Source organism: Microbacterium sp. LWH3-1.2, assembly GCF_040675855.1.
Lineage (GTDB): Bacteria > Actinomycetota > Actinomycetes > Actinomycetales > Microbacteriaceae > Microbacterium.
The window spans coordinates 3076491-3099796 of sequence record NZ_JBEGIK010000001.1 but is presented as its reverse complement, the minus strand read 5'-3'; the positions used below and the strand labels follow the sequence as shown (position 1 = coordinate 3099796).

Annotated in this window: 27 protein-coding genes and 1 tRNA gene; 18 read left to right on the top strand and 10 right to left on the bottom strand. The window is 70.1% G+C overall.

The annotated features are described in order from the left end of the window. Window positions 1-34 precede the first annotated feature (34 nt). Window positions 35-301 carry a DUF3039 domain-containing protein gene (locus tag MRBLWH3_RS14515; RefSeq protein WP_045296870.1) on the top strand — a complete coding sequence of 89 codons (267 nt, stop codon included), beginning with the start codon at window positions 35-37 and terminating at the stop codon, window positions 299-301. Here MRBLWH3_RS14515 and MRBLWH3_RS14510 read toward each other — a convergent pair whose 3' ends face one another. After that, window positions 302-1648, bottom strand: a complete 1347-nt coding sequence (locus tag MRBLWH3_RS14510; RefSeq protein ID WP_363433259.1) for a nicotinate phosphoribosyltransferase — start codon at window positions 1646-1648, stop codon at window positions 302-304. It abuts the gene before it with no gap. Window positions 1649-1689: 41 nt separating this feature from the next. Here MRBLWH3_RS14510 and murI point away from each other — a divergent pair, with 41 nt between their 5' ends. From murI to rdgB, 3 genes are read left to right on the top strand one after another with little or no spacing between them, the layout of a single operon-like run. Then, the gene (gene murI / locus MRBLWH3_RS14505; RefSeq protein ID WP_363433257.1) at window positions 1690-2535 is read left to right on the top strand and encodes a glutamate racemase; all 846 of its coding nucleotides are present in this window, start codon (window positions 1690-1692) and stop codon (window positions 2533-2535) included. A gap of 31 nt (window positions 2536-2566) precedes the next feature. After that, window positions 2567-3310 (top strand): ribonuclease PH, encoded by a 744-nt coding sequence (rph, locus tag MRBLWH3_RS14500; RefSeq protein WP_363433255.1) that lies wholly within the window; start codon window positions 2567-2569, stop codon window positions 3308-3310. A 3-nt stretch (window positions 3311-3313) separates the two neighbouring features. Beyond that, window positions 3314-3919: an RdgB/HAM1 family non-canonical purine NTP pyrophosphatase gene (rdgB, locus tag MRBLWH3_RS14495; protein ID WP_363433253.1), complete on the top strand. Its 606-nt coding sequence runs from the start codon at window positions 3314-3316 to the stop codon at window positions 3917-3919. A gap of 7 nt (window positions 3920-3926) precedes the next feature. On the opposite strand, the gene MRBLWH3_RS14490 is transcribed toward rdgB, so the two are convergent. Beyond that, entirely contained in the window at window positions 3927-5540 is a 1614-nt protein-coding gene (locus MRBLWH3_RS14490; RefSeq protein ID WP_363433251.1) for a CocE/NonD family hydrolase, read from the bottom strand. A 181-nt stretch (window positions 5541-5721) separates the two neighbouring features. On the opposite strand from MRBLWH3_RS14490, the gene MRBLWH3_RS14485 reads away from it, so the two are divergent. Beyond that, window positions 5722-6633 carry a cation diffusion facilitator family transporter gene (locus MRBLWH3_RS14485; RefSeq protein WP_363433249.1) on the top strand — a complete coding sequence of 304 codons (912 nt, stop codon included), beginning with the start codon at window positions 5722-5724 and terminating at the stop codon, window positions 6631-6633. 7 nt (window positions 6634-6640) lie between these two features. Here MRBLWH3_RS14485 and MRBLWH3_RS14480 read toward each other — a convergent pair whose 3' ends face one another. Further along, window positions 6641-9151, bottom strand: coding sequence for an ATP-dependent DNA ligase (locus MRBLWH3_RS14480; RefSeq protein ID WP_363433247.1), 2511 nt, complete (start codon window positions 9149-9151; stop codon window positions 6641-6643). Window positions 9152-9222: 71 nt separating this feature from the next. Between MRBLWH3_RS14480 and MRBLWH3_RS14475 the strand changes: the two genes are divergently transcribed. Continuing rightward, window positions 9223-10125: a Ku protein gene (locus tag MRBLWH3_RS14475; protein WP_363433245.1), complete on the top strand. Its 903-nt coding sequence runs from the start codon at window positions 9223-9225 to the stop codon at window positions 10123-10125. A 20-nt stretch (window positions 10126-10145) separates the two neighbouring features. Here the strand turns inward: MRBLWH3_RS14475 and MRBLWH3_RS14470 are convergent, their stop codons facing one another. The 3 genes from MRBLWH3_RS14470 to MRBLWH3_RS14460 all read right to left on the bottom strand — a co-directional run bounded on the left by MRBLWH3_RS14470 (window position 10146) and on the right by MRBLWH3_RS14460 (window position 11331). Then, window positions 10146-10925 carry a DedA family protein gene (locus tag MRBLWH3_RS14470; RefSeq protein WP_363433243.1) on the bottom strand — a complete coding sequence of 260 codons (780 nt, stop codon included), beginning with the start codon at window positions 10923-10925 and terminating at the stop codon, window positions 10146-10148. A gap of 45 nt (window positions 10926-10970) precedes the next feature. Beyond that, window positions 10971-11052, bottom strand: a tRNA-Leu gene (locus MRBLWH3_RS14465). Between the two features lie 72 nt (window positions 11053-11124). Further along, window positions 11125-11331: a PLDc N-terminal domain-containing protein gene (locus MRBLWH3_RS14460; RefSeq protein ID WP_363433241.1), complete on the bottom strand. Its 207-nt coding sequence runs from the start codon at window positions 11329-11331 to the stop codon at window positions 11125-11127. 102 nt (window positions 11332-11433) lie between these two features. Between MRBLWH3_RS14460 and MRBLWH3_RS14455 the strand changes: the two genes are divergently transcribed. The 7 genes from MRBLWH3_RS14455 to MRBLWH3_RS14425 are packed head-to-tail and all read left to right on the top strand — an operon-like array spanning window position 11434 to window position 15917. Continuing rightward, window positions 11434-12582 (top strand): CpaF family protein, encoded by a 1149-nt coding sequence (locus MRBLWH3_RS14455; protein WP_363433239.1) that lies wholly within the window; start codon window positions 11434-11436, stop codon window positions 12580-12582. Then, a complete protein-coding gene (locus MRBLWH3_RS14450; protein WP_363433236.1) occupies window positions 12579-13436 on the top strand; it encodes a type II secretion system F family protein in 858 nt (285 codons plus the stop codon). Before MRBLWH3_RS14455 ends, MRBLWH3_RS14450 begins: the two co-directional genes overlap by 4 nt. Continuing rightward, window positions 13433-14365 (top strand): type II secretion system F family protein, encoded by a 933-nt coding sequence (locus tag MRBLWH3_RS14445; RefSeq protein WP_363435540.1) that lies wholly within the window; start codon window positions 13433-13435, stop codon window positions 14363-14365. The genes MRBLWH3_RS14450 and MRBLWH3_RS14445 overlap by 4 nt, the downstream gene beginning before the upstream one ends. A gap of 30 nt (window positions 14366-14395) precedes the next feature. Then, window positions 14396-14584, top strand: a complete 189-nt coding sequence (locus tag MRBLWH3_RS14440) for a hypothetical protein (RefSeq protein WP_341998588.1) — start codon at window positions 14396-14398, stop codon at window positions 14582-14584. A 37-nt stretch (window positions 14585-14621) separates the two neighbouring features. Beyond that, window positions 14622-15023: a TadE/TadG family type IV pilus assembly protein gene (locus MRBLWH3_RS14435; protein ID WP_414685407.1), complete on the top strand. Its 402-nt coding sequence runs from the start codon at window positions 14622-14624 to the stop codon at window positions 15021-15023. Next, window positions 14998-15468, top strand: a complete 471-nt coding sequence (locus MRBLWH3_RS14430) for a TadE family protein (RefSeq protein WP_363433231.1) — start codon at window positions 14998-15000, stop codon at window positions 15466-15468. The genes MRBLWH3_RS14435 and MRBLWH3_RS14430 overlap by 26 nt, the downstream gene beginning before the upstream one ends. Further along, the gene (locus MRBLWH3_RS14425) at window positions 15465-15917 is read left to right on the top strand and encodes a pilus assembly protein TadG-related protein (RefSeq protein WP_363433228.1); all 453 of its coding nucleotides are present in this window, start codon (window positions 15465-15467) and stop codon (window positions 15915-15917) included. The genes MRBLWH3_RS14430 and MRBLWH3_RS14425 overlap by 4 nt, the downstream gene beginning before the upstream one ends. A 20-nt stretch (window positions 15918-15937) precedes the next feature. On the opposite strand, the gene MRBLWH3_RS14420 is transcribed toward MRBLWH3_RS14425, so the two are convergent. Further along, on the bottom strand, window positions 15938-16543 hold the full coding sequence (locus tag MRBLWH3_RS14420) for a response regulator transcription factor (RefSeq protein ID WP_363433225.1): 606 nt from the start codon (window positions 16541-16543) through the stop codon (window positions 15938-15940). Between the two features lie 266 nt (window positions 16544-16809). On the opposite strand from MRBLWH3_RS14420, the gene MRBLWH3_RS14415 reads away from it, so the two are divergent. Next, on the top strand, window positions 16810-17031 hold the full coding sequence (locus MRBLWH3_RS14415; RefSeq protein WP_363433223.1) for a hypothetical protein: 222 nt from the start codon (window positions 16810-16812) through the stop codon (window positions 17029-17031). Between the two features lie 8 nt (window positions 17032-17039). On the opposite strand, the gene MRBLWH3_RS14410 is transcribed toward MRBLWH3_RS14415, so the two are convergent. Beyond that, the gene (locus MRBLWH3_RS14410; protein WP_363433221.1) at window positions 17040-17369 is read right to left on the bottom strand and encodes a hypothetical protein; all 330 of its coding nucleotides are present in this window, start codon (window positions 17367-17369) and stop codon (window positions 17040-17042) included. Next, window positions 17366-18688: an MFS transporter gene (locus tag MRBLWH3_RS14405; RefSeq protein WP_363433219.1), complete on the bottom strand. Its 1323-nt coding sequence runs from the start codon at window positions 18686-18688 to the stop codon at window positions 17366-17368. The genes MRBLWH3_RS14410 and MRBLWH3_RS14405 overlap by 4 nt, the downstream gene beginning before the upstream one ends. Window positions 18689-18713: 25 nt before the next feature. Here MRBLWH3_RS14405 and prfB point away from each other — a divergent pair, with 25 nt between their 5' ends. The 4 genes from prfB to smpB all read left to right on the top strand — a co-directional run bounded on the left by prfB (window position 18714) and on the right by smpB (window position 22522). After that, window positions 18714-19823 (top strand): peptide chain release factor 2, encoded by a 1110-nt coding sequence (gene prfB, locus MRBLWH3_RS14400; protein WP_363433216.1) that lies wholly within the window; start codon window positions 18714-18716, stop codon window positions 19821-19823. A 97-nt stretch (window positions 19824-19920) separates the two neighbouring features. Next, a complete protein-coding gene (ftsE, locus tag MRBLWH3_RS14395; RefSeq protein WP_363433214.1) occupies window positions 19921-21063 on the top strand; it encodes a cell division ATP-binding protein FtsE in 1143 nt (380 codons plus the stop codon). After that, window positions 21060-21974, top strand: a complete 915-nt coding sequence (gene ftsX / locus MRBLWH3_RS14390; RefSeq protein WP_363433211.1) for a permease-like cell division protein FtsX — start codon at window positions 21060-21062, stop codon at window positions 21972-21974. Before ftsE ends, ftsX begins: the two co-directional genes overlap by 4 nt. A 71-nt stretch (window positions 21975-22045) precedes the next feature. After that, window positions 22046-22522, top strand: coding sequence for an SsrA-binding protein SmpB (gene smpB, locus MRBLWH3_RS14385; protein ID WP_045296901.1), 477 nt, complete (start codon window positions 22046-22048; stop codon window positions 22520-22522). A 105-nt stretch (window positions 22523-22627) separates the two neighbouring features. On the opposite strand, the gene MRBLWH3_RS14380 is transcribed toward smpB, so the two are convergent. Then, the gene (locus tag MRBLWH3_RS14380; protein WP_363433208.1) at window positions 22628-23305 is read right to left on the bottom strand and encodes an SIMPL domain-containing protein; all 678 of its coding nucleotides are present in this window, start codon (window positions 23303-23305) and stop codon (window positions 22628-22630) included. Window position 23306: the final 1 nt, after the last annotated feature.

Genomic DNA, 23306 nt, shown 5'->3' with positions numbered 1-23306 from the left:
CCATCCCTGCCTGCCCCGACTACACTGGCAGACCATGAGCACCCCGCTGGACAGCCCCGACCAGGGCGGCATCGCGACCCTCGATCGCGAGCTCGAAGAGCTCCTCAAAGAAGAGAACATCGAGCCGGGTGACCACGAGCGCTTCTCCCATTATGTGAAGAAGGACAAGATCCTCGAGTCCGCCATCACGGGCAAGCCGGTGCGCGCCCTGTGCGGCAAGAAGTGGACGCCGGGTCGCGACCCGGAGAAGTTCCCCGTGTGCCCGACCTGCAAAGAGATCTACGAGTCGCTCCAGGGCTGATCACCCGGCGTCGGTGTAGACGGTCGGGATCGCCGGGTCGGAGCGGCTGAGCGCGAGTGCGCGCACCGGAAGCTCCTCGCGCACGCGCGAGTGATGGGCTCGCGCGGCTTGGACGCCGTCAGGGCCCTCGTATGCGGCATCCGGTTCACCGTCGATGACCAGCGGCACCTGCAGTGCCCGCGCGTCGGGATGCTCCGAGGCGGTTTCCAGCGCCTCGAAGCCGTCCGACACGACGATGAGCTCACTCGTCGCGGTTCCCGCATCCAGCGTGCGGAAGGCCGCCTTGCGGCCGCCCTTCGACGCCTTGTCGGTCGACGCCTTCGCCACGCCGACCCAGCCGCCGTCCGAATCCTGGCGTGCCACGAGCTTGTAGACCATGCCGGCCGTCGGAGTGCCGGATCCCGTGACCACCGACGTGCCCACGCCGTACGAGTCGACGGGGGATGCCGCGAGCGCGGCGATCGCGTACTCGTCGAGGTCGCTCGTCACGGTGATGCGCGTGCCGGTGGCGCCCAGGTCGTCGAGCTGGGCACGCACCTCCGCCGCCACCGTCGGCAGGTCGCCGGAGTCGATGCGGACGCCGCCGAGCCCGGTTCCCGCCACGCGGATCGCCGTCTCGACGCCCTGACGGATGTCGTAGGTGTCGACGAGCAGGGTCGTCCCGACGCCGAGGGCGTCGATCTGGGCGCGGAACGCGTCCTCCTCGGTGTCGTGCACCAGCGTCCATGCGTGCGCGGCGGTGCCCATCGTCGGGATTCCCCAGCAGCGGCCGGCTTCCAGATTGGAGGTCGCACCGAATCCCGTGATGTAGGCCGCACGTGCCGCCGCGACAGCGGAGGACTCGCCGGCTCGCCGCGACCCCATCTCGGCGAGCGGACGATCGCCGGCGGCGATGCTCATGCGTGCGGCGGCGGTCGCGATGGCGGAGTCATGGTTGAGCACGCTCAGCGCGAGGGTCTCGAGCACGACGGCCTCGGCGAACGTTCCTTCGACGGTGAGGATCGGCGAGCCGGGGAAGTACAGCTCGCCTTCGCGGTAGCCCGTCACGGAGCCGGTGAACCGGTAACCCGCCAGGAAGTCGAGGGTCGCGGCATCCACCACCTTCTCGTCACGGAGGAAGCGCAGCTCTTCGTCGCCGAAGCGGAAGTCGCGGAGGAGCGTGAGCAGTCGGCCCGTTCCTGCGACCACGCCGAACCGCCTGGCGCCCGGGAGACGTCGACCGAACAGCTCGAACACGCATCGGCGGTGGGCGGTGCCGTCGCGGAGCGCCGCGTCGACCATCGTGAGCTCGTAGCGGTCCGTCAGCAGGGCGGTCGAGGCCGGACGCGCAGCGTGCCCATGGGTCATGCGGGTCAGCCTAGTGACCCGCTGGCGTAGGGTGGATTCTCGTGAACGACGCGCCGATCGGAATCTTCGACTCCGGGGTCGGCGGGCTCACCGTCGCGCGGGCGGTCTCGGCGCTGCTGCCGCGGGAGTCGATCCTCTACATCGGCGACACCGCGCGCTCGCCCTACGGGCCGAAGCCGATCGCCGACGTCCGCCGCTACTCGCTCGAGGTGCTCGACGACCTCGTGGCCCAGGGCGTGAAGATGCTCGTGATCGCGTGCAACACCGCGTCCTCCGCGATGCTGCGCGACGCACGCGAGCGTTACGACGTGCCGGTGGTCGAAGTCATCAACCCCGCGGTGCGCACCGCGATGTCGACGACGCGCAACGGACGAGTCGGTGTCATCGGCACGGCGGGGACCATCGGTTCCGGGGCGTACCAGGACATGCTCGGAGTCAACGAGCGCCTCACCGTCTTCGCCCAGGCCTGCCCGCGCTTCGTCGAATTCGTCGAGGCCGGCGTCACAGGCTCGCCCGAGGTGCTCGCGGTCGCCGAGGAGTACCTCGCGCCGCTCCGCGCGGCCGAGGTGGACACGCTCGTGCTCGGCTGCACTCACTACCCGTTCCTCGAGGGCGCGATCAGCTACGTCATGGGGCCCGACGTCAGCCTCGTCTCGAGCGACACCGAGACCGCGAAGGACGTGTACCGTCAGCTGGTCTCCCGCGACCTGCTGGCCGGGCCAGATGCCGAGCCCCGCCACCTCTACGAGGCCACCGGTGCGTCCGCCGACGAGTTCCTGCGCCTCGCGCACCGCCTGATGGGCCGGGAGGTCAGCTCGGTACGTCTTGTGCAGACCGGCGCCATCGACCTGCCTCACGCCTCGAACCCTGCCCGGCGCCTCGGCTGAGGCATCCGTCCCCCCTCCGGAGGAGAACCGCATGACCGACATCACCCGTGCCGACGGCCGCTCCGTCGACCAGCTGCGTCCCATCACGATCGAGCGGGGTTGGTCGAGTCAGGCCGAAGGCTCCGCCCTCATCTCGTTCGGGAACACCAAGGTGCTGTGCACGGCGTCGTTCACGAACGGCGTGCCGCGCTGGCTGACCGGCAAGGGCAAGGGCTGGATCACCGCCGAGTACGCGATGCTGCCGCGCGCCACCAACGAGCGCAACGACCGTGAGAGCGTCAAGGGCAAGATCGGCGGCCGCACGCACGAGATCTCGCGCCTCATCGGCCGGGCGCTCCGCGCGGTCGTCGACACCAAGGCACTCGGAGAGAACACCATCGTCATCGACTGCGACGTGCTCCAGGCCGACGGCGGCACGCGCACCGCGGCGATCACCGGCGCCTACGTCGCGCTCGCCGACGCGATCGAGTGGGGCAGGGGCAGGAAGTTCATCGGTCAGAAGGCGCAGGTGCTCTTCGACTCGGTCGCGGCGGTGTCGGTCGGCATCATCGACGGCGAGCCGATGCTCGACCTCGCGTACGTCGAAGACGTGCGGGCCGAGACCGACATGAACGTCGTGGTCACGGGACGGGGCCTGTTCGTCGAGGTGCAGGGCACCGCCGAAGGCGCGCCGTTCGATAAGCGTGAGCTCGACGCGCTGCTGGAACTCGGCGTCAACGGTTGCGCCGACCTGCGCAGCCACCAGCTCGCGGCCCTGCGGCCCGCAGGGGAGTGACGGATGCCTCAGATCGTCCTCGCGACCCACAACCCGCACAAGGTCGAGGAGTTCCAGGCGATCGTCGCGGCGACGCGCCCCGATTTCGAGGTCGTCGGGTACGACGGGCCCGAGCCGATCGAGGACGGCGTCACGTTCGCCGAGAACGCGCTCATCAAGGCGCGCGCCGCCGCTGAGCACTCGGGGCTGCCCGCCCTCGCCGACGATTCGGGTGTGTGCGTCGATGTGCTGGGCGGATCTCCCGGCGTCTTCTCGGCGTACTGGGCGGGACACGCGAAGGATGCCGCGGCCAACCTGAACCTGCTGCTCGACCAGCTCTCCGACATCGGTGACCCGCACCGCACCGCGCAGTTCGTCTCGACGATCGCGCTCGTCGTGCCCGGGGACGGAGCAGTGAAGGAGCACGTGGTCGAGGGGGTCTGGCCGGGGCGTCTCGCGACGGCTCCATCGGGTGCCGGCGGGTTCGGCTACGACCCGATCTTCGTGCCCGACGGGCAGGAGCCCGGCGCCGAGCGGACGGTCGGCGAGTGGACGGTGGACGAGAAGAACGCGGCATCCCACCGGTCCCGCGCCTTCGGCGCGCTCGCCACCCTCCTCGCTGCCCTCTGACGCGGGATCAACCCCGTTCCACGACCGGCAGGTGGAGCACCTGTGGACGGGTGGGATCGGAATGCAGCGCGAAGGCGGCCCGCCCGCCGGACCGGTAGAGCGCGGGAAAAGCGCCCGTCAGCGGATTTCGGGGAGAGAGCTGCCGGCCCGCGACATGCATGCGCAGTTCGTCGCCTGCGCGGAAGAACGTCGCCGACGGAGCGAAGTCGATCTCGACCTCCGTGGGAGTGGTGCGCACGTCGAGCCGGCGAAGCCCGGTCGTGACGAGGTCCCGACCGAAGCCGTACGAGCCTTCGAACGGAACGAATCGCCCACCGCTCCATTTCGAGAGCCCGACGAAGATCGAGACCGGGCCGGCGACCGCGGCGCTCACCCACAGCCGCAGGCGCGCCTCGCCGGTGACCTCGGCATCGCCCTGGAACACCCACGAGAATCGCGCGGCGCGTCGTCGGCCGGCCACCGAGACGAACCTGCCGGGCGCCGGCGACGTCGACAGCCGACCTCCGTCAGAGAGGTGGAGCAGCAGCGGCCGGGTCGCGGGCGGCCAGTGCTCCTCAGCGCGGACGGCATGGATGAGATCGCCGCGCTCGCGCACCTCCAACCGCACGCGCGGCAGCGCGGACGCCACACCCCTCAGGTGCGTGTCGAGGAACGCGAGCTGCGTCGCCTTGGCCTCATCCCCGTAGAACGCGGCCCATTTGCCGGCGCGGTGGGTGAACAGGTGGCGGTGGGTCGATCCGGCGAGGACGAAGGCGCGGAAGCTGCCGCGAGAGTGCAGGTTGTGGTCCGAGAAGCTGCCGCAGACGAGCATCGGCGTCTCGATCCGGCCAAGATCGGGCGCCAGCGAGCGCCACCACGCGTCGTCGTCGGGACGCCCCGAGGCCTCTCGACCCAGATCCGGCGACATGCGCGCGGATCGGCGGACGAGGGTCGTCCACAGGCGTGAGAATCCGATCTCTCGGACTCCGCCGGGGTAGAAGAAGTCGCGGTACGCGTCGGTGAAGCCCTCCCACGGCACGATCGCACGCAGATGCGGCGGACGCAGGGCAGCCGCCTTGTACTGCGAGATCGCGAGGTACGACACGCCGAGCATCGCAACCCCGCCGTCGCACCAGCCCTGCGCCGCGATCCACTCGATCGCGTCGTAGACGTCTTCCGCCTCGGCGTCGCTCATCAACGAGCCCACGCCGTCCGAACGGCCGGCGCCGCGCACATCGAGGTTGACCACGGCGTAGCCCCGCGGCACCCACCACGCCGGATCGGGGGCCTCCCAGCTGGTCTCGTCCGAGATGTGCACGGCCGCGGTCTGGCGCAGGATGCGGAATTGCGGATTGATCCGGTAGCGCCGGCCCGCGCGTCGCGGGAGCGCGTCCTTGCCGTAGGGGTGCGCGCAGAGGATCGACGGCACGGCGACTCCGGTCATCGGCAGGTAGAGGTTCGCCCGCAGGAGCGTCCCGTCGCGCATGGGCACCTCGACATCGCGCCGGATCCGCACGTCGGTGCCGATCGGCGTGACCACGACCGGAGGACGCACCGCCCGCGCGATGCGATGACGGGCATAGGCGAACGCATCCGAGCGTCGCCAGGGGCGATCGGTCACTGGCTCGACGCCGTCCTCCACGGCGCGACGGTATCAGCCGGACGGAGCGGAGGTGAGGATTTCGAGCCTTACGGCTCTCGCCGGCATCGCACCGTTCGTCGCCGCGGCCGGCTGGCATCCGCAGTCGACAGTGAGAATCACACTCATTCCCGACTGGGCGGATCAGCCCTGTCCCGCCTCACGCGGGGCTTAGCCTGAGATCATGCACGACCACGCGCCGACCGGGATCCGAGGAGCGGGCAACCGCCGCCTGCTCGCGATCTCGTTCGCGCTCACCGCCACGGTGATGGTGGTGCAGATCGGCGGCGCGGTGCTGTCGGGATCGCTCGCGCTCCTCGCCGACGCGGCGCACATGTTCACGGATGCTGCGGCCCTCGTGATCGCCCTCATTGCGAGCACCGTCGCGGCCAGGCCCGCGAACGACCGCCGGACCTTCGGGTATCAGCGTGCCGAGGTGTTCGGTGCGTTGATCAACGGCGTCATCCTGATCGTGCTGTCGGGGTGGGTCGCGTTCGAAGGCATCTCGCGCCTGATGAGCCCGGGGGAGACCGAGGTCGCCGGCGGTCTCATGCTCGTCGTCGCGATCGTCGGACTGGTGGCGAACGGCGTGGCGATGTGGCTGCTCAGCTCCGCGCAGCGGCGCAGCATCAACGTGCGCGGCGCCTATCTGGAAGTGCTCGGCGACCTCATCGGCTCGGCGGCGGTGATCGTCGCCGCGCTCGTCATCGTCACGACGGGGTGGTACCAGGCCGACGCCATCGCCTCGCTGTTCATCGCCGCGATGATCATACCGCGGGCGATCGGGCTGCTGCGTGAGGTTGGCTCGGTGCTGGCCGAGTCGGCGCCCAAAGGCACGCACGTCAGGGAGATCCGCGAGCACATCCTCGCCGCACCCGGGGTGGTCGACGTGCACGACGTGCATGTGTGGCAGCTCACGCGCGGAGCGCCGGTGTTCACCGCGCATGTCGTGGTGGACGACGCCGCGCTCGCCGACGGCCGCGCGGGCGGCATCCTCAGCACCCTTCAGACGTGTCTGTCGGATCACTTCGACGTGGAGCACTCGACGTTCCAGCTCGAACCGGCCGGACACGTGGAGCACGAAGCCCACGCCTAGCGAGGCATCAGTCCTCGCGCCGGACCTCGGCAGGGGACTTGTCGGGCCGCAGGCCGCGCCAGCGCGGGTGGCGCAGGATGCCGGCGGGCGTGAACTCGCCATACTCGACCTCGCCGACGAGCTCGGGCCGCACCCAGAGGGCGTCACGCGCGTCGGGAGCCGGCACGCCGACCAGGGGGTTCTCGTCGGTGCGCAGCGGCGTCAGCTTCTTCAGCAGCACGGCGAGCGTGGAGTCACTGAAGCCGCTGCCCACTCGGCCCGCGTACTGCAGCCCGTCGCTTCCGGGAATGCCGAGCAAGAGCGACCCGAACGTGCTGCTGCGCCCGCCTTTCCCGGGCCGGATGCCTGCGATCACGACCTCCTGGGTGCGCGTATTCTTCACCTTGAGCCAGGACTCCGACCGTGCCCCCCGCAGGTAGCGCGAGGCTGGATCCTTGACCACGATCCCTTCCAGGCGCAGCTGCACACTCGTGTCGAGCGCCGCGTCGACATCGTCGAAGACGGGCGGAACGGTGATCGATTCGACGGATGCAGCGGCCACCGATTCCAGCACGTCCCGTCGCTCGTGCAGCGGCAGGGCGGTGAGGTCTTCGCCGTCGTGGGCGAGCACATCGAAGAGGTAGTAGCGGACGGGCGTCCGCCGCGCCACGCGGGCGATGTCTCCCGTGTGCTCGAGGTTCATCCGCGTCTGCAGGAGCGGGAAGCTCGGCCGTCCGTCGGGTTCGAGGGCGACGAGCTCGCCGTCGAGGACGCACGGCTCGGCGCCCAGCCCCGCGTCGACCGCCGTCAGCTCCGGGTACCGGTGCGTGACCTCGTTGCCGCTGCGGGCGAACAGGCGCAGGAGCTGCCCGTCCCAGGCTCCGACCGCGCGGATGCCGTCCCACTTCATCTCCACCCACGCCGGCTCACCCCAGCGCCGGGCGTCCTGGCGCGCGCGCACCGGATCGGCCGCGGTCGCGAGCATCGGGCGCAGCGTGTCGAGGTTCGGCGACGACTCCGAGCTGCGGCCGGGCTTCTCAGTCGGGTCGTGGCTGGCGCGTCGAAGGCGGACGCCGGCCTGCCGCGGGGCGTCAGCCTGCGGGCTGGGCTCGACGACGGTGCCCTCCGGCTGCGGGCGGCCCGCAGCATCCGTCTTCATCCGATGCAGGAGCCAGCTGGACTTCTCTCCTTCGCCGGCGGTGCGGATCAGAGCCAGCCGCACGCGTCCGAGCGGCCCGCCCGGACGGCCCTCCAGGGTCGCGATGACCTCGTCGTCACGCCACTTCTCCAGCTCGTAGCGGCCGTCGTCCCAGATCGTGACGGTGCCTCCGCCGTATTCGCCCGCCGGGATCGTGCCCTCGAACGTGGCGTACTCCATGGGGTGGTCCTCGGTCATGATGGCGAGGTTGTTGCGCTTATACGAGTGGGGCACGCCCCGCGGCACGGCCCAGCTCACCAGTACGCCGTCGTGCTCGAGGCGGAAGTCCCAGTGCAGGGCGGTCGCGTGATGCTCCTGGATGACGAAGCGGGGAAGCTCCCCGTGAGGCGTGGCCCCCAGGGGGTTCGCAGGCACCGGCTCCGGGGTGCGGTCGGCACTGCGCTTGGAGATGTACGCCGACAGCGGGCCGGACTCCGCGTCTCGACCGCCGGCGTGGAAGCCGAGTGCGGCCATCGGGTCGCCGATGGTCTCGGCGCGATCGAGCACTTCGGTGAATTCGAGGTGGCGCAGCCCCGGGTCATCGAGCTCGTCCCACGTGCGCGGCGCGGCGACCGTCGGATGCGGGCGACCGCGCAACGAGTAGGGCGCAATCGTCGTCTTCGATCCGTTGTTCTGGCTCCAGTCGATGAGCACCTTCCCGTGTCGCTCGGTCTTCTTCATGCTGCTGACGACGAGGTCCTTGTGATCGGCCTCGATCGCGCGGGCGAGCTCGTTCGCGAGCGCCGATGCCTGCTCGGTGGACTGTCCGGGCGGCAGCGCTGTGTAGAGGTGGATGCCCTTGCTGCCGCTGGTGACCGGGTACGGCTCCAGCCCCATGTCGAGGAGGATCTCACGCGCCCAGCCGGCCACCACCGCGCACTCGGCGAGGCCGGCATCCGGACCCGGGTCGAGGTCGAGCACGAGCCGATCGGCAGGGCCTCGGCCGCCTCCCGCATCGAATCGCCACTGAGGCACGTGCAGCTCGAGGCTCGCGACCTGCGCGAGGTAGACGAGCGTCGGCACGTCGCCGACCAGCGGGTACTCCTTGGTACCGGTGGAGTGGGGGATCGGCATCCGCCGCACCCATGAGGGCGCGCCCCGTTCGAGGTCCTTCGCGAAGAAGACCATGCCGGGATCGTCCGCCGTGCCGACGCCGTCGGGCCACCGCTTGCGGGTGACGGGGCGTCCGACTACGTGGGGGATCAGCGCCTCGGCGATGCGCGAGTAGTAGTCGATCACCTCGCCCTTGGTGGTGCCGGTCTCGGGGTAGAGCACTTTCTCGAGATTCGTGATGCGCAGGCGGCGCCCGCCGATGCGCACCAGCTGCTCGTCGCCCGCCATGGGCTCAGAGTATCGGCGCCGCGGCGCGCAAGGGGTGGCCGCGTGTCGGCGCCCTGGTGTTCACTGGTGGGGTGAGAGCGATCTGGAAGGGTGCACTGACGTTCGGGCTCGTCAACGTGCCGGTGAAGGTGTATTCGGCGACCGAGGACCACGACGTCTCCTTGCATCAGGTGCACAACAAGGACGGCGGGCGCATCCGCTACCAGCGGATCTGCGAGATCGACGGTGAAGTCGTGCCGTACTTCGACATCGACAAGGCCTACGACGACGGCGAGAAGACCGTGGTGCTGACAAAGGAGGACCTCGAGTCGCTCCCGGCTGAGCGCAGTCGCGAGATCGACGTCGTAGAGTTCGTGCCGAGCGAGCAGATCGATCTGCTGACGCTCGACCGTGCGTACTACCTCGAGCCCGACTCGGCCTCGCCCAAGGCCTACGTGCTCCTGCGCAAGACGCTCGAGCAGACCGACCGCACGGCGATCGTGCGATTCTCGCTGCGGCAGAAGACCAGGCTCGCGGCGCTCAGGGTGCGTTCTGACGTACTGGTGCTGCAGACGCTGCTGTGGTCCGACGAGGTGCGAGAGGCCGCGTTCCCCTCGCTGGACGAGTCGGTGCGCATCTCGGCGAAGGAGCTGGAGCTGTCGGCGTCCCTCGTCGAGAGCTTCTCGAGCGACTTCGATCCCGAGGAGTTCAAGGACGAGTACCAGGAGGAGCTGCGCACCCTCATCGAGGCCAAGCTCGAAAAGGGCGACGCGGTCGACACGTCCGAGACGTTCGGCGAGCAGGAGGAAGAGGAGGTGGGCGGCGAGGTCATCGACCTCATGGCCGCCCTCCGCGCGAGCGTCGAGAAGTCGCGTGCGGCCCGCGAGGGCGGCGCGAAGACGACGTCAGGAAAGACGGATGCTGCCGCCCCGGCGAGGGCCGAGGCCAAGGCATCCGCCAAGAAGCCCGCAGCGAAGAAGAAGAAGGCGTCCTGACCGCCTGAACACCCCTGAGCTCACGCCTTCGGAGCGTCGCCGTGCTCGGGTCCGCGCTCGAACACCTCGGGGTCGAGCACGAGCGCCTCGGCCTCGGCATGGTCGGTGACGACGTCCTCACCGGCCGCGGCGGCCTTCTTCGCCTTGCTGCGCTCGCGGAGGTAGTGCCACAGCGTCACGACGGCAGTGCCACCCACCGCAGCGAGCAGGATCAGGTCGATGTAGTTCTCGACGAACTCTGCGACAGGCGGGATGAATCCGATGGCGTAGCCGAACATCGTGAGCCCGAAGCCCCACAGGACGGCGCCTGTGAAGTTGTAGAGCGTGTACTTCCACTTGTTCATGTGGCCGATGCCCGCGGCGACAGGGGCGAACGTGCGGACGATCGGCACGAACCGGGCGAGGATGATCGTCAGGCCGCCGAAGCGCTCGAAGAACGCGTTGGTGCGCTCGACGTTCTTGACGCTGAAGAGCCCGGACTCCTTCTTCTCGAAGACCGCCGGACCGCCCTTGTGACCGATGTAGTAGCCGACTTCGCCACCGACGAACGCGGCAAGCCCGATGAGGAGCGCCACCCACCACACGCTGAGGCCGAACACACCGTGCGGCGCGTACGGCTGAGGGTGCGACAGCAGTCCCGAGATGACGAGGAGTGTGTCGCCGGGGAGGAGGAACCCGACGAGCAGGCCGGTCTCGGCGAAGACGATGAAGCACACCACGACGAGGGCCCACGGACCGGCCCATCCGATGATGGCGGCCGGATCCAGCCAGGGGATCAGGGCGGTGGGAACAGCGTGCACGATGGTTGTCCCGTCGTCAGTCGGCGGATGATGCGAGAACTCGCGTGCGGAAGGTGGGACTTGAACCCACACGCCCGGAGGCACAGGAACCTAAATCCTGCGTGTCTGCCAATTTCACCACTCCCGCGAGGCTCTCAGTCTACTGAGGCGACTGAGGGTCGGCTGTGGGGCTGGCGCCCCCGTCGACACGGGGGAGGAATCAGCGGCGGATGCCGAAGAGGAAGTAGCTCGCGGGGCCGATCCAGTTCACGAGGATCGCGGGGATCCATGCGACCTTGGGTCCGCGCACTTCGTCGGCGTCGCGGTGTGCCAGATCCCAAAACGCGAGGAACGCGAACACGACCTGCACGATGCCGAGCACGCCGAGTCCCGCCTTCGCCGCAGGGGTCATCTCCGTCTTCGTCATCTTCGTCCCTTCGTCGGTTCCTCCATCCTGCCTCTCGAGCGCGTCCCGCGCATCTGTGGATAACTTTCGGCCGGCTCCGCAGCCAATTGGCAGGATGCTGACGTGACTTCCCCCGCCGCTCCCGTCGCGACCGTCGTGGCGGAGCGCGTGCGTGAGCGCCTCCTGGCGGAGCGCTCGGATCCGACCCGCGATCCCGAGTTCGCGGCGCAGGTCGCCCGCGCCGAGGTGCGCCGGCACAACGATTTCGCCCTGGCCCGCGGACTCGCGCCCGTCGACGACGAGACGGCGTGCGTGCGCGAGGTGCTCGCCGCGGTGTCCGGCTTCGGGCCGTTGCAGGCGTACCTCGACGATCCGACGGTCGAAGAGGTGTGGATCAACGCCCCCGACCGCATCTTCGTGGCCCGCGGGGGAGTGCCCGAGCGCACGCCGCTCATGCTCACCGACACCGCGGTGCGCGATCTGGTGGAACGGATGCTGCAGTCCAGCGGCCGTCGTGTCGATCTGAGTCAGCCGTTCGTCGACGCGTCGCTGCCGGACGGCAGCCGGCTCCATGTCGTCATCCCGGACATCACTCGCCGGCACTGGGCGGTGAACATCCGCAAGTTCCTTCCTGCGTACCGCGATCTCGGACGGCTGGTCGCCGCCGGCTCGATCGCACCGGAGGCGGCGACGCTGCTGCGCGACGCGATGGTCGCCGGGCAGTCGGTCCTGGTGTCGGGCTCGACGCACGCGGGCAAGACGACGCTGCTCGGCGCGCTCATCGCGGCGTGTCCGCCCGAGCACCGGATCGTGACCGTGGAGGAGACATTCGAACTCGCGGTCGCGGCGTCCGATCTCGTCGCCTTGCAGGGCCGCCAGCCGAGTCTCGAAGGCACCGGCGAGGTGACGCTCCGGCGCCTGGTGAAGGAGGCGCTGCGTATGCGTCCCGACCGCCTGGTCGTGGGCGAGGTGCGCGACGCCGAGGCGCTGGACCTACTGCTCGCGCTCAACACCGGCGTCCCCGGGGCGGCGACGATCCACGCCAATTCGGCACGAGAGGCGCTGGCCAAGCTCGCCGCGCTGCCGCTGCTGGCCGGGCGCAACATCGACGCGAGCTTCGTGCAGCCGGCGGTGGCAGCATCCGTGGATCTGGTCGCGCATTGCGAGCGCGACGCGAGCGGAGCGCGGCGAGTGGTCGAGATCGTCACGCCGACCGGGGTCGCGGGCGGCGTCATCACCGCGCACACGCTGTATCGGACGGTGTCCGCGTGACCTTCGTATGGGGCGCGGTGCTCGCAGCCGGGCTGTTGTTGATTCTCTCGCCGTGGCTCTGGCCCGCAGGATCCCGCCGCCCGGGCGTCGCACGGCGCGGGCGGATTGCGCGCCTGCTCGAAGACGCGGGCATGTCACGCGTCTCGGTGCCGGCGATCGTCGTTGTGGCAGGCGTGTGCGGCGCGGTCGCGGCTGCGGTGGCGTGGCTCGTCGCTCCGGTCGCCGCCCTCGCTCTGGTCGCCGCCGTCGCCGGTGCGCTGGCGCCGTTCACATGGCTGCGGGCGCGCCGCTCGAAGCTGCTGCGCTCGCGGCGCGGACTCTGGCCAGACGTGTGCGATCTGCTCATCGCCTCGGTGCGGGCGGGGATGTCGCTGCCCGACGCGGTCGCGACCCTCGCCGACTCCGCGCCCTCCGAGCTCAGGCCCGCGTTCGCGGCCTTCGCCCGCGACATGGCGGCCTCGGGGCACTTCGATTCCAGCATCCAGAGGCTCAAGACCGGCCTGGCCGACCCGGTCGCCGATCGCATCGTCGAGACTCTCCGCATGGCGCGACAGGTCGGCGGCACGGAGCTCACGACGGTCTTGCGGGCCCTCGCGTCGTCGGTGCGGGCGGACGCGGCGCTGCGTGCCGAGGTGGAGTCCCGCCAATCGTGGATCCGCGGGGCGGCCGTGCTCGGCGTGATCGCGCCGTGGGTGATCCTCGCGATGCTCGCGATGCGGCCCGAAGGTGCGCGTGCCTACGGCAGCCCCGGAGGGATCGCGCTCATCCTCGTCGGTGCGGCGGTGTCGCTCGTCGCCTACCGGCTCATGATCCGGCTCGGCCGCCTTCCCGAGCCGCGGCGGTGGTTCGGATGATCGGGTTCGCGATGGGGGATGTCGCGTACGCCGTCGTCCTCGGCACGGCGCTGGGCGTCGGCGTCTGTCTGCTGATCTCGCTTGCGCCGCGGTGGGGCGCGCCCAGCCTGGCGCGGCGGATCGCGCCGTACATCCGCGATGTCACCGATCCGCGGGGCCTCGACGTGACTGACTCCGCCGGCGGGAGTTCGCCGTTCGCGTGGTCGGCGTTCGCACGGCGGCGCCTCGCCCGGCTCGCCGGTGGTGATGCGGTGCTCACGCGGCGGCTGCACCAGGCGGCCTGGGCGATCGACGCGGCGCGCTTCCGCGGCCGGCAGCTCGCCTGGGCGATCGCGGGCCTCGCGATCGGCGGCGGAGTCGTCGTCGCGCTCGTTCTCGCCGGGCGCGGGTCGCCCGTTCTCGCACTGCTCCCACCGGTCGCCGCCGTGGCAGCAGCGATCGCGTACGACGCGTGGCTCACGCGCGCGGCACGGGCGCGAGCGGCGCGCATCGAGGAAGAGCTGCCGACCGTGCTCGAGTTCCTCGCGCTCTGCCTGTCGGCGGGTGAGGGGATCCTCGACTCGCTGCGTCGCGTCAGCGATGTCGGTGCGGGGGAGCTCACCGCCGAGCTGCGCGGCGTCGTGGTGGCGGTAGGCACCGGCTCACCGCTGTCGGAATCGCTCACGCGCCTGGCCGCGGGCCTCGAGATCCCTGCGCTCACCCGCGCGATCGACCAGCTGGTGGCAGCGATCGAGCGCGGCGCCCCGCTCGCGCACGTTCTGCAGGCGCAGGCGATCGACGCTCGCGAGGACGCCAAGCGCACGCTCATCGAGCGCGCGGGCCGGAAAGAGATCTACATGCTCTTCCCCCTGGTTTTCCTGATCCTGCCGCTCAGCGTGCTGTTCGCGGTGTTCCCGGGGATCTTCATGCTTCGACTCGGACTCGGCTGACGGCCGGAAGGAGAAATGATGAAAGAACGGATGCTGCGCCTCACCGCTCGACTTCACGCGGGGGCGCGCGACCTCGCCGACGACGAGCGGGGCGACGTGCCCGGCTGGGTCCTCATCACTCTGATGACCGCGGGACTCGTCGTCGTGATCTGGGCGATGGCCGGTCCTGCGCTTGCCGATCTGTTCGAGCAGGCGATCAGCCGCGTCTCCGGACTCTGACGCCGTGCGCGTCGTCCTGGCCCGCGCGAGGTCGGGCATGCGGACCCGACTCGTGGCGGATCTCCGAGACGACGCCGGGGCCAGTCCTGTCGAGTTCATCCTCGTCGGCGCGCTCCTCACCGTCCTCACGCTGGGCGTGCTGCAGTTCGGCCTCGCGGTGTACGTCCGCAATGTCGTCCACGACGCCGCGGTCGAGGGCGCGTACCACGCCGCCCTCGCCGACACGACGCTCGCCGACGGCGCTCAGCGTACGCGTGACATCGTGGATCGCACCATCGGCGCCGAGTACACCACCGATGTCACCGCACACGAGACGGCGTCGCTCGGTCAGCAGACGGTCGAGGTGCGCGTCCGGACGACGCTGCCGCTGGTCGGCCTGCTCGGGGCGGCGCGGGGACTGGAGGTGACGGCACATGCACCCGTCGAATCCTTCGACTGACGCTCCTCCCACGGACCCGCTCGGCGACCGCGGCTCCGCGGCGCTCGAGTTCATCCTCGTCGGGCTCGTCCTGCTCGTACCTCTCGTCTACCTGGTCGTCGCGCTCGGGCTCATCCAGGGGCAGAGCCTGGGAGCGGAGGCCGCAGCACGCCACGTCGCACGTGCCGTGTCGACGGCAAGCGACGCCGATGACGCCCGTGCCCGGGCGGACGCCGTGCTGGCGGCGGTGTCGCAGGAGTACGGACTCGACGACGTCGACCTCTCGTTCGACTGCACGCCATCCGGCGCCGCGTGCCCGAGGGCCGGCGCGACTCTGCACGTGAGCGTCCGCACGTCGGTCACCCTGCCGCTCGTGCCGCCGGTGCTCGATCTCGACAGCATCGCCGCGATCCCCATCGATGCCTCGGCCGCACACAAGGTCTCCCGCTTCTGGAGCGAACGGTGATCGCGCGCGTGCGCCGCGCCCGTGCCGCGCGCACCGAGGCGCACGATGCCGACGACGAGGGCAGCGTCCTCATTCTCACGCTCGGCTACGCCGTGCTTGCGATCGCGGTGATCCTGGTGTGCACGGCCGCGACGAGCCTGTATCTCGCGCAGAAGCAGCTCGATGCCGTCGCGGATGCTGCGGCCCTGGCCGCTGCGGACGGCTTCGACCTGTCGGTGGTCGCCGGCGAGCCCCTCGCCACGCTCACCGACGCGAGCGTGCGCCGCGAGGCGGAGGCGATGATGGGCTCCGTCCGTCCCGACGCGCGTCTTGTTTCGGCGTCGACCCCCGACGGAGTGTCCGCACGGGTGACGGTCGCAGCGCAGTGGCATCCGCCCATCGTCACGATGTTCGTACCCGACGGCGTCGCACTCGAGGCCACCGCGACGAGCCGCACCGCTCTGCGCTGACGCGCGGTGCTCACTGCGTGCTACATGTCGGCGGCGGCCGCGGCGCGCGCGGCGAGCGCCACCGCCTCCATGCGCGAGTGCACACCGAGCTTTCCGAGCAGGTTCTGCATGTGGGCGCCGACCGTCTTGATGCTGATGCCCATCTCGGTCGCGACCTGCTTCTGCGTCATCCCCTCCGTGGTGAGCGCAAGCACCTGCCGCTCGCGCGGCGTGAGGGACGAGAGGCGCCGGAGGTCCGCCGTTGCGCCGCGGGACGGGCGCGTGCGCTCGACGAGTCGTCGCACGCGTGCGAGGAACTCCTCGGTGTCCATTGACTCCGCAGCGTAGTCATCGGCGCCGACGAGCAGGCCCGCGACGACGTCCGCGGGTGTCGTCCGATCTGCTGACACCAGCACCGCGGGCATGTCGGGCCCGTACCGATCCCGGAGCTCCCTGAGGAAGCTGCACCCACCGTCCTCCACCTCGAGGATGGCGACGTGCGGCGCGACGCCGTTCAGCGTGGCGGCAGCGTCCGTCGTCCTCGCGAACGCCATCGACCGCAACCCCAGACGCGCCAGCAGCGTCACGTAATCGGCCCTGACGTGGTCACCGGCGACCACCAGAGCGAATGACTCTTCTGTGCTCACGATTCCTCCCCGAATCGCGCGCCTCCCGCCAAGACGGACGACCTAGGTATTTCCCCGGGAATCCCTTGCGCATTCCCCCGATCGTCGCGTCCCCACGCCGTTCCTAGCGTAGGGCCGGCAATGGCCCGGGGAAAGGGCGAAGGCTGTCTCAGGGCCGGCTCCGCCGACTCGAGGGGGACCGATCGGCAGCTGACGACGCGGCGACGGAACCCGTGCCCGTCGTCACTTCGCCGTGCGTGGGAGATGCAGGGGTGGATGCGCCCGCCGTGAGTCACGGTGATGCCGGACCGGTGCCACCGCACCCCGACCGGGTCGACGGTGGTCTGCTCCGCCTGCTGCTGCGGGGCGTGACGGGTGCCGCCGCCGCCGCGCAGTTCGGCATCTCACTGCGCACCCGCCGGCGCCGGGTCGCCGAGGTGATGGAGACGGCCGGGGTCACGACCCGCACGCAGCTGGGTGCGGAGACCGTGCGGCGGAACTGGGCGTGAGACCGCCGCTACCAGCCGTGGGCGTTGAACCAATCGCGGCGACGCCGGGACTCGGCATCCGTCTCCGCCGCGTCTGACGTGTCGTGCGCCGGCAGCCGGCCGCCGTCCAGAGGGAGGAAGCGGAGGCATACGGGGCACAGCCCGCGGCCATCGGGAAAGCCGTCGGCCAGCGTCGCTGCGGGGGAGCCCGGCTCGCCCGAGCCCCGGCAGCGTGCGGGATCCGCACCGACCTCCGTCCACATGATCGTGCGGTGGCGGTGCAGACCCGGGTGTCCGAGCGGTCGGGTGCATCGCCGCCCGTCGTTGCGACTGCGGCAGAACCGCACGAGCTCGCTCACGGGCGGATCCGCGGCACGTAGCGCGGGACCCACCGCACGAAGGCGAGCGCGCCGACGAGGCCGATCGCGCCCATGACCCCTGTCGCGACGGAGAGGGAGGCGACGGCGGCGATGCCCGATACCAGCAGTGGCGCGACCGCGCCACCGGCGTCGGTGAGCGTGCGCCACGACCCGAGGAAGGGCGCCGGGTCGGCCTTGGGAGCGACGTCAGCGCCGAGTGTGAGCAGGATGCCGCTCGACAGTCCGTTGCCGACGCCGAGCACCGCCGCGAACATCGCAAACCACATCGCCGCCTGCGGGAGGTCGTGGGTGAACGCCAGCGCGACGAAACCCGCGCCCATCAGGATCATCGCCGGAAGCGCGGCCCACAGCCGGCCGAAGCGGTCCATCACCTGGCCGCTGGCGTAGAAGAGAGCGAAGTCGATCGCACCCGAGATGCCCACGACGAGGGCGATGGTCTGCGCGTCGAGGCCGATCGACACACCCCACAGCGGCAGCACGACCTGGCGGGCGGAACGGACGGCGGCGAGGGATGCTGCCGCCAGGCCCAGGGTCGAGAGCACGCGGCGGTGCCGCAGCATCGTGCGGATGACGCCCGTGCCCGGCCCGGACTCGCTTCCCGCACCCTGGACCTGCCGAAGCGGGATCGAACCGGTGACCGGCTCGCCGGTGTCCTCGGTGTCGACCGCGTCCTCGCGCAGCGTCGAGGGCATCGGCGGCGCGAAGAACTGCCGCCGCGGATCGGGACCGAGGAGCACGAGAAGAACCGTGGCCACGAGGCATCCGCCGAAGAACCAGATCGTGGCGCGCTCGTCGCCCGTGAGCGCGAGGAGGCTTGCCGCGACGAACGGACCGACGAACATCCCGAAGCGGAAGGTGCCGCCCAGAAGAGACAGGGCACGGGCGCGGAACGTCAACGGCACTCGCGTCGTCATGAACGAGTGGCGGGCCAGGCCGAAGGCCGCCGCACAGAAGCCGATGAGGAACACGGCGAACGCGAAGATGGCGAGCGACGGCGCGAAGGCCATGCCGACGACGCCTGCCAGGGATAGCAGACCCGCGACGGCCATCGTCAGGCGCTCGCCGATTCGGGCGACCGCCCAGCCGGCAGGGATGTTACCGCACAGCTGCCCCACGACGAGCGCGGAGGCGACGAGGGCCGCGGTGGCGACATCGGCACCGAGCTGTGCCGCGATGACGGGGATCAAGGGGATGACGGCGCCCTCACCCAGCGCGAACAGCACGGTGGGGCCGTAGACCATCGGGCCGAACCGCCACAGCACGTCACGAGCGGTAGGGGAGTCGGCGTGATCGGTCATCGCTTCCACGTTAGTCTGGAGTGTCATGCTCGACTTCGATCCCTCCGCCGACATCCAGGCCCTGCGCTCCACGTTCGCCGACATCAAGGCCGTGGTCGACGTCGAGGCACTCAACGCCGACATCGAACGCCTGAGCGAGGAGGCCGGCGCCCCTAATCTCTGGGACGACGTCGAGAAGGCGCAGAAGGTCACCAGCGCCCTCAGCCACCGTCAGGCGGAGCTCAAGCGCATCACGGATGTCGAGCAGCGCCTCGACGACCTCGATGTGCTCGTCGAGCTCGCCAACGAGATGGACGACGAGGACTCCGCCGAAGAGGCCCGCCACGAGATCGCCGAGCTCGAGGACATCGTCAGCCAGCTCGAGGTGCAGACGCTCCTCGACGGCGAATACGACGAGCGCTCCGCGGTCGTGACGATCCGATCGGGTGCGGGGGGCGACGACGCCACCGACTTCGCCGAGATGCTGCTGCGCATGTACCTGCGCTGGGCCGAGCGCCACAAGTACCCCGTCAAGGTCATGGACACCTCTTATGCGGAGGGCGCCGGCATCAAGTCGGCGACGTTCGAGATCGACGCGCCCTATGCGTACGGCACGCTGTCGGTCGAGGCGGGCACGCACCGCCTCGCGCGTATCAGCCCCTTCGGCTCGGCCGACAAGCGCCAGACGTCCTTCGCCGCCGTCGAGGTGATCCCGGTGATGGAGGAGGCCGTCGAGGTCGACATCCCCGAGAACGACCTCCGCGTCGACGTGTTCCGCTCGTCGGGCCCGGGCGGCCAGTCCGTCAATACGACCGACTCTGCCGTGCGCCTCACGCACATCCCGACCGGCATCGTCGTGTCGATGCAGAACGAGAAGTCGCAGATCCAGAACCGCGCCGCTGCCATGCGCGTCCTCCAGACCCGCCTGCTGCTGCTCAAGCGCGAAGAGGAGGCCGCGAAGAAGAAGGAGCTCGCCGGTACGATCACCGCGAGCTGGGGCGATCAGATGCGCTCGTACTTCCTCTACGGCCAGCAGCTCGTCAAGGACCTCCGCACCGGTCACGAGGTCGGCAACCCGGCGATCGTCTTCGACGGCGATCTCGACGGCTTCATCTCGGCAGGCATCCGCTGGCGCAAGCGCAAGGACGACGACTGATCGTGCCTCGGCCCGAGGCGTCCGACGGCGAACCGATGCGCAAACGATGAGTGTCGCTGGGCCGCGTCCAGAGCGGTCCGCATAGGCTCGTTAGGCCATGATCCGGTTCGAGAACGTCACGAAGCGCTTTCGCGGCACTTCCAAACCCGCCCTGAGCGATGTCGACTTCGAGGTGCTGCGCGGGGAGTTCGTCTTCCTCGTCGGCGCGTCGGGCTCCGGCAAGTCCTCCTGCCTGCGCCTCATCCTCCGCGAGGAGACGCCGTCAGAAGGGCGCGTGGTGGTCCTCGGCCGCGATCTGCGCACGCTGTCGAACCGCAAGGTGCCGTACTTCCGGCGGCACGTGGGCGCGGTGTTCCAGGACTTCCGACTGCTGCCGACGAAGACCGTGTTCCAGAACGTCGCGTTCACTCTGCAGGTCATCGGGTCGTCGCGCGGCTTCATTCAGCAGGCGGTCCCCGAGGTGCTCGCCCTCGTGGGCCTCGCCGGCAAGGAGAAGAGATTCCCGCACGAGCTGTCGGGCGGTGAGCAGCAGCGCGTGGCGATCGCCCGCGCGCTGGTCAACCGGCCTCAGATCCTCCTCGCCGACGAGCCGACCGGAAACCTCGACCCCGCGACATCCATCGACATCATGCAGCTGCTCGCGCGCATCAACGCCGGCGGCACGACCGTCGTGATGGCCACGCATGAGGCCGGCTTCGTCGACCAGATGCAGCGACGCGTCATCGAGCTGCGCCATGGCGAGATCATCCGTGACGAGCGTCACGGCGGCTACGGCGACCGGTCGAGCCTGCCGAGCCTGGCTCCCGAGCCGGAGCGCGGCGCCGCCGCGGTCGCCGCTCTCACCGCCGTGCTCGAGGTGCAGCGTGAGGCAGCCATCGCGGCCGCAGCGGGCCTCGACCCGACCGCCGTGGAGGATGACGATGAAGTCGTCGGTGGCGAGACGGATGCCGCGTCCGCGGCCGCCTCGCCCTCCGCCGGTGTCGCCGCGGCCGCGGCAGCCGCCGCCGCTGCTGTCGCCGTCACCGCGGCGGAGGCGCAGCAGGCGGAAGGGCTCGCGCAGGCCCTCGGTGAGCCCGTGGGGGAGGCCGCGCCGGAGGAAGCGGCATCCGTTCCCGCGAAGCCGACGCACACGCAGCCGATCCCGCTCGTCGACGCCGTCGAGCTGCAGGTCGAGGAACTCGGACTTGCCGACCGCCTCGGGCTGGACGCCCGTGACGACGAAGTGGGGCCCACGTCATGAGGTTCGGACTCATCATGTCGGAGGCGTTCACCGGTCTCCGGCGCAACCTCTCGATGGTCGTGTCGGTGGTGCTCGTCACGTTCGTGTCGCTGACGTTCGTCGGCGCGGCGATCCTCATGCAGATGCAGATCGGCACGATGCGCGACTTCTGGGTCGAGCGCGCGCAGGTCGCCGTGTACATGTGCACGAGCATCTCGACCCCGGCGACGTGCTCGGCCGGCGAGGCCAGCCCCGAACAGGTGGAAGAGGTGCGCGCGAAGCTCGAGGGCAGCGCGCTGGCGCCGCTCATCCGCGACCTCACCTTCCTCGATCACCAGCAGGCCTACGACGAGCTTCTTCAGATCGCCGGCGAGGAGAACGCGAGCGTCATCACGCCCGAGCAGGTGAACGAGACATTCCGCATCACGCTGGTCGACCCGGAGCAGTCCGATGTGATCATCGAGGCCTTCACGGGGATGCAGGGGGTCGAGCTCGTCAAGGACCAGATGCAGTACCTCGACCCGCTGTTCTCGGCGCTCACGATCGCCACGTACATCGCTGTGGGAATCGCGGTGCTGATGCTCATCGCCGCGGTGCTGCTGATCGCGACGACGATCCGTTTGTCCGCCTTCGCGCGGAGACGGGAACTGGGCATCATGCGCCTGGTGGGGGCATCCAACCGCTTCATCCAGACGCCGTTCATCCTCGAGGGTGTGATCGCGGCACTCCTCGGATCGATCCTCGCGAGCGCGGCCGTGATCGCGGGCGTGCACTTCGGCGTCAACAACTACCTGCGCAACCGGGTCGACTTCGTCACGACGTGGGTCGGCATGGCCGACGCGTGGATCGTGGTGCCCGTCCTGATCCTCGTCGGGGTGGTCCTCGCGGCGCTGTCGGCGAGCTTCGCGATCCGCAGATGGCTCCGCGCGTGATCCTCCGCTCCGCCGCAGCGGTAGACTGACAGGCTGCCGTCCGGGGTGGGCGGCATCAGCGAGGAGACATCATGCCCAGGGAACGCGGGGAGAAGGTCGTGGCGACCAATCGTCGCGCGCGCCACGAGTACGCGATCGAGAAGACGTACGAGGCCGGTCTCGTGCTCACCGGCACCGAGGTGAAGTCGCTGCGCGAAGGCCGCGCGAACCTCTCGGACGGCTACGCGTACATCGACAACGGCGAGGCGTACCTCGACGCCGTGCACATCCCGGAGTACTCGCAGGGGCACTGGACGAATCACTCGTCGAAGCGCACGCGCAAGCTGCTTCTCCACAAGGAGGAGATCGTCAAGCTCTCGCACGCCATCTCGGCGGGCGGCTACACCCTGATTCCGCTGAAGCTCTACTTCTCGGACGGCCGCGCCAAGGTCGAGATCGCGGTCGCCAAGGGCAAGCGCGAGTTCGAGAAGCGCCAGACGATCCGCGAGCGCGAAGACAAGCGCGAGGCGGAGCGCGCGATGCGCTCCCGCAATCGTCTCGGGGAGTGACGCCGGGGGCTACCGCGCCACCGGTTCCGCGGCGTCCATGACGCCGCGCGCGGCGCGGTCAGCCCCAGAACGATCCCACCCTGCTCTCCACGACGTCGGCAGGGCTCATCGGGCGGTGAACCGGGCCTCGACGGACGCCGAGATCACGATGTCCTCCGGCTGGAGCTGCACCGCGGGTCCACCGCCCGCCGCGTCCGAGGCGAACGACGCCTTCGCCATAAGCATGCGCGGCGCCGGCGCCATCTCCGGAGTGCTCGGATGCGCGAGCAGTCCCACGTCCGCGAGCTCGACCGCGGTGACGTCCGCGAGGCCGAGTGCCCCGGCGTAAGCGGTCGCACGGGCGACGGCCACGCCGACGGCCTCGGTTGCGACCTGCCGCTCCACGGAAGCCCTCGTCTCGGGCGTGAGCTTCCATTCGATCCAGCCGAGCTGCACGCCCTCGCGCTCGGCGACCTCGCCCGCCCACCAGGACAGCACGGCGAAGTCGGTGAACGTGACCGAGAAGTCGACGGTGGCATAGTGCACGGGTGCGAGGCGCTTGCCGTCGTTGTTCCAGGGTCGCTCCGACCATACCGACACACGCTGGCTCGTCCACTCGGTGACCGTGCCCGCGGACTTCCGCGACGCGAGGTCGTCGCGCACCGGCTCGGTGAGCGCCGCCATCCGCTCGACGACGGCGCCGCGCTCGGGTCCCTCAGCGCGGATGGTCAGGTGAGCGATTGCGCGCTCAGGGGCGATGCGGGTCTCGTGCTCCCCACGGACGGTGATGACGACGTCGCTCATG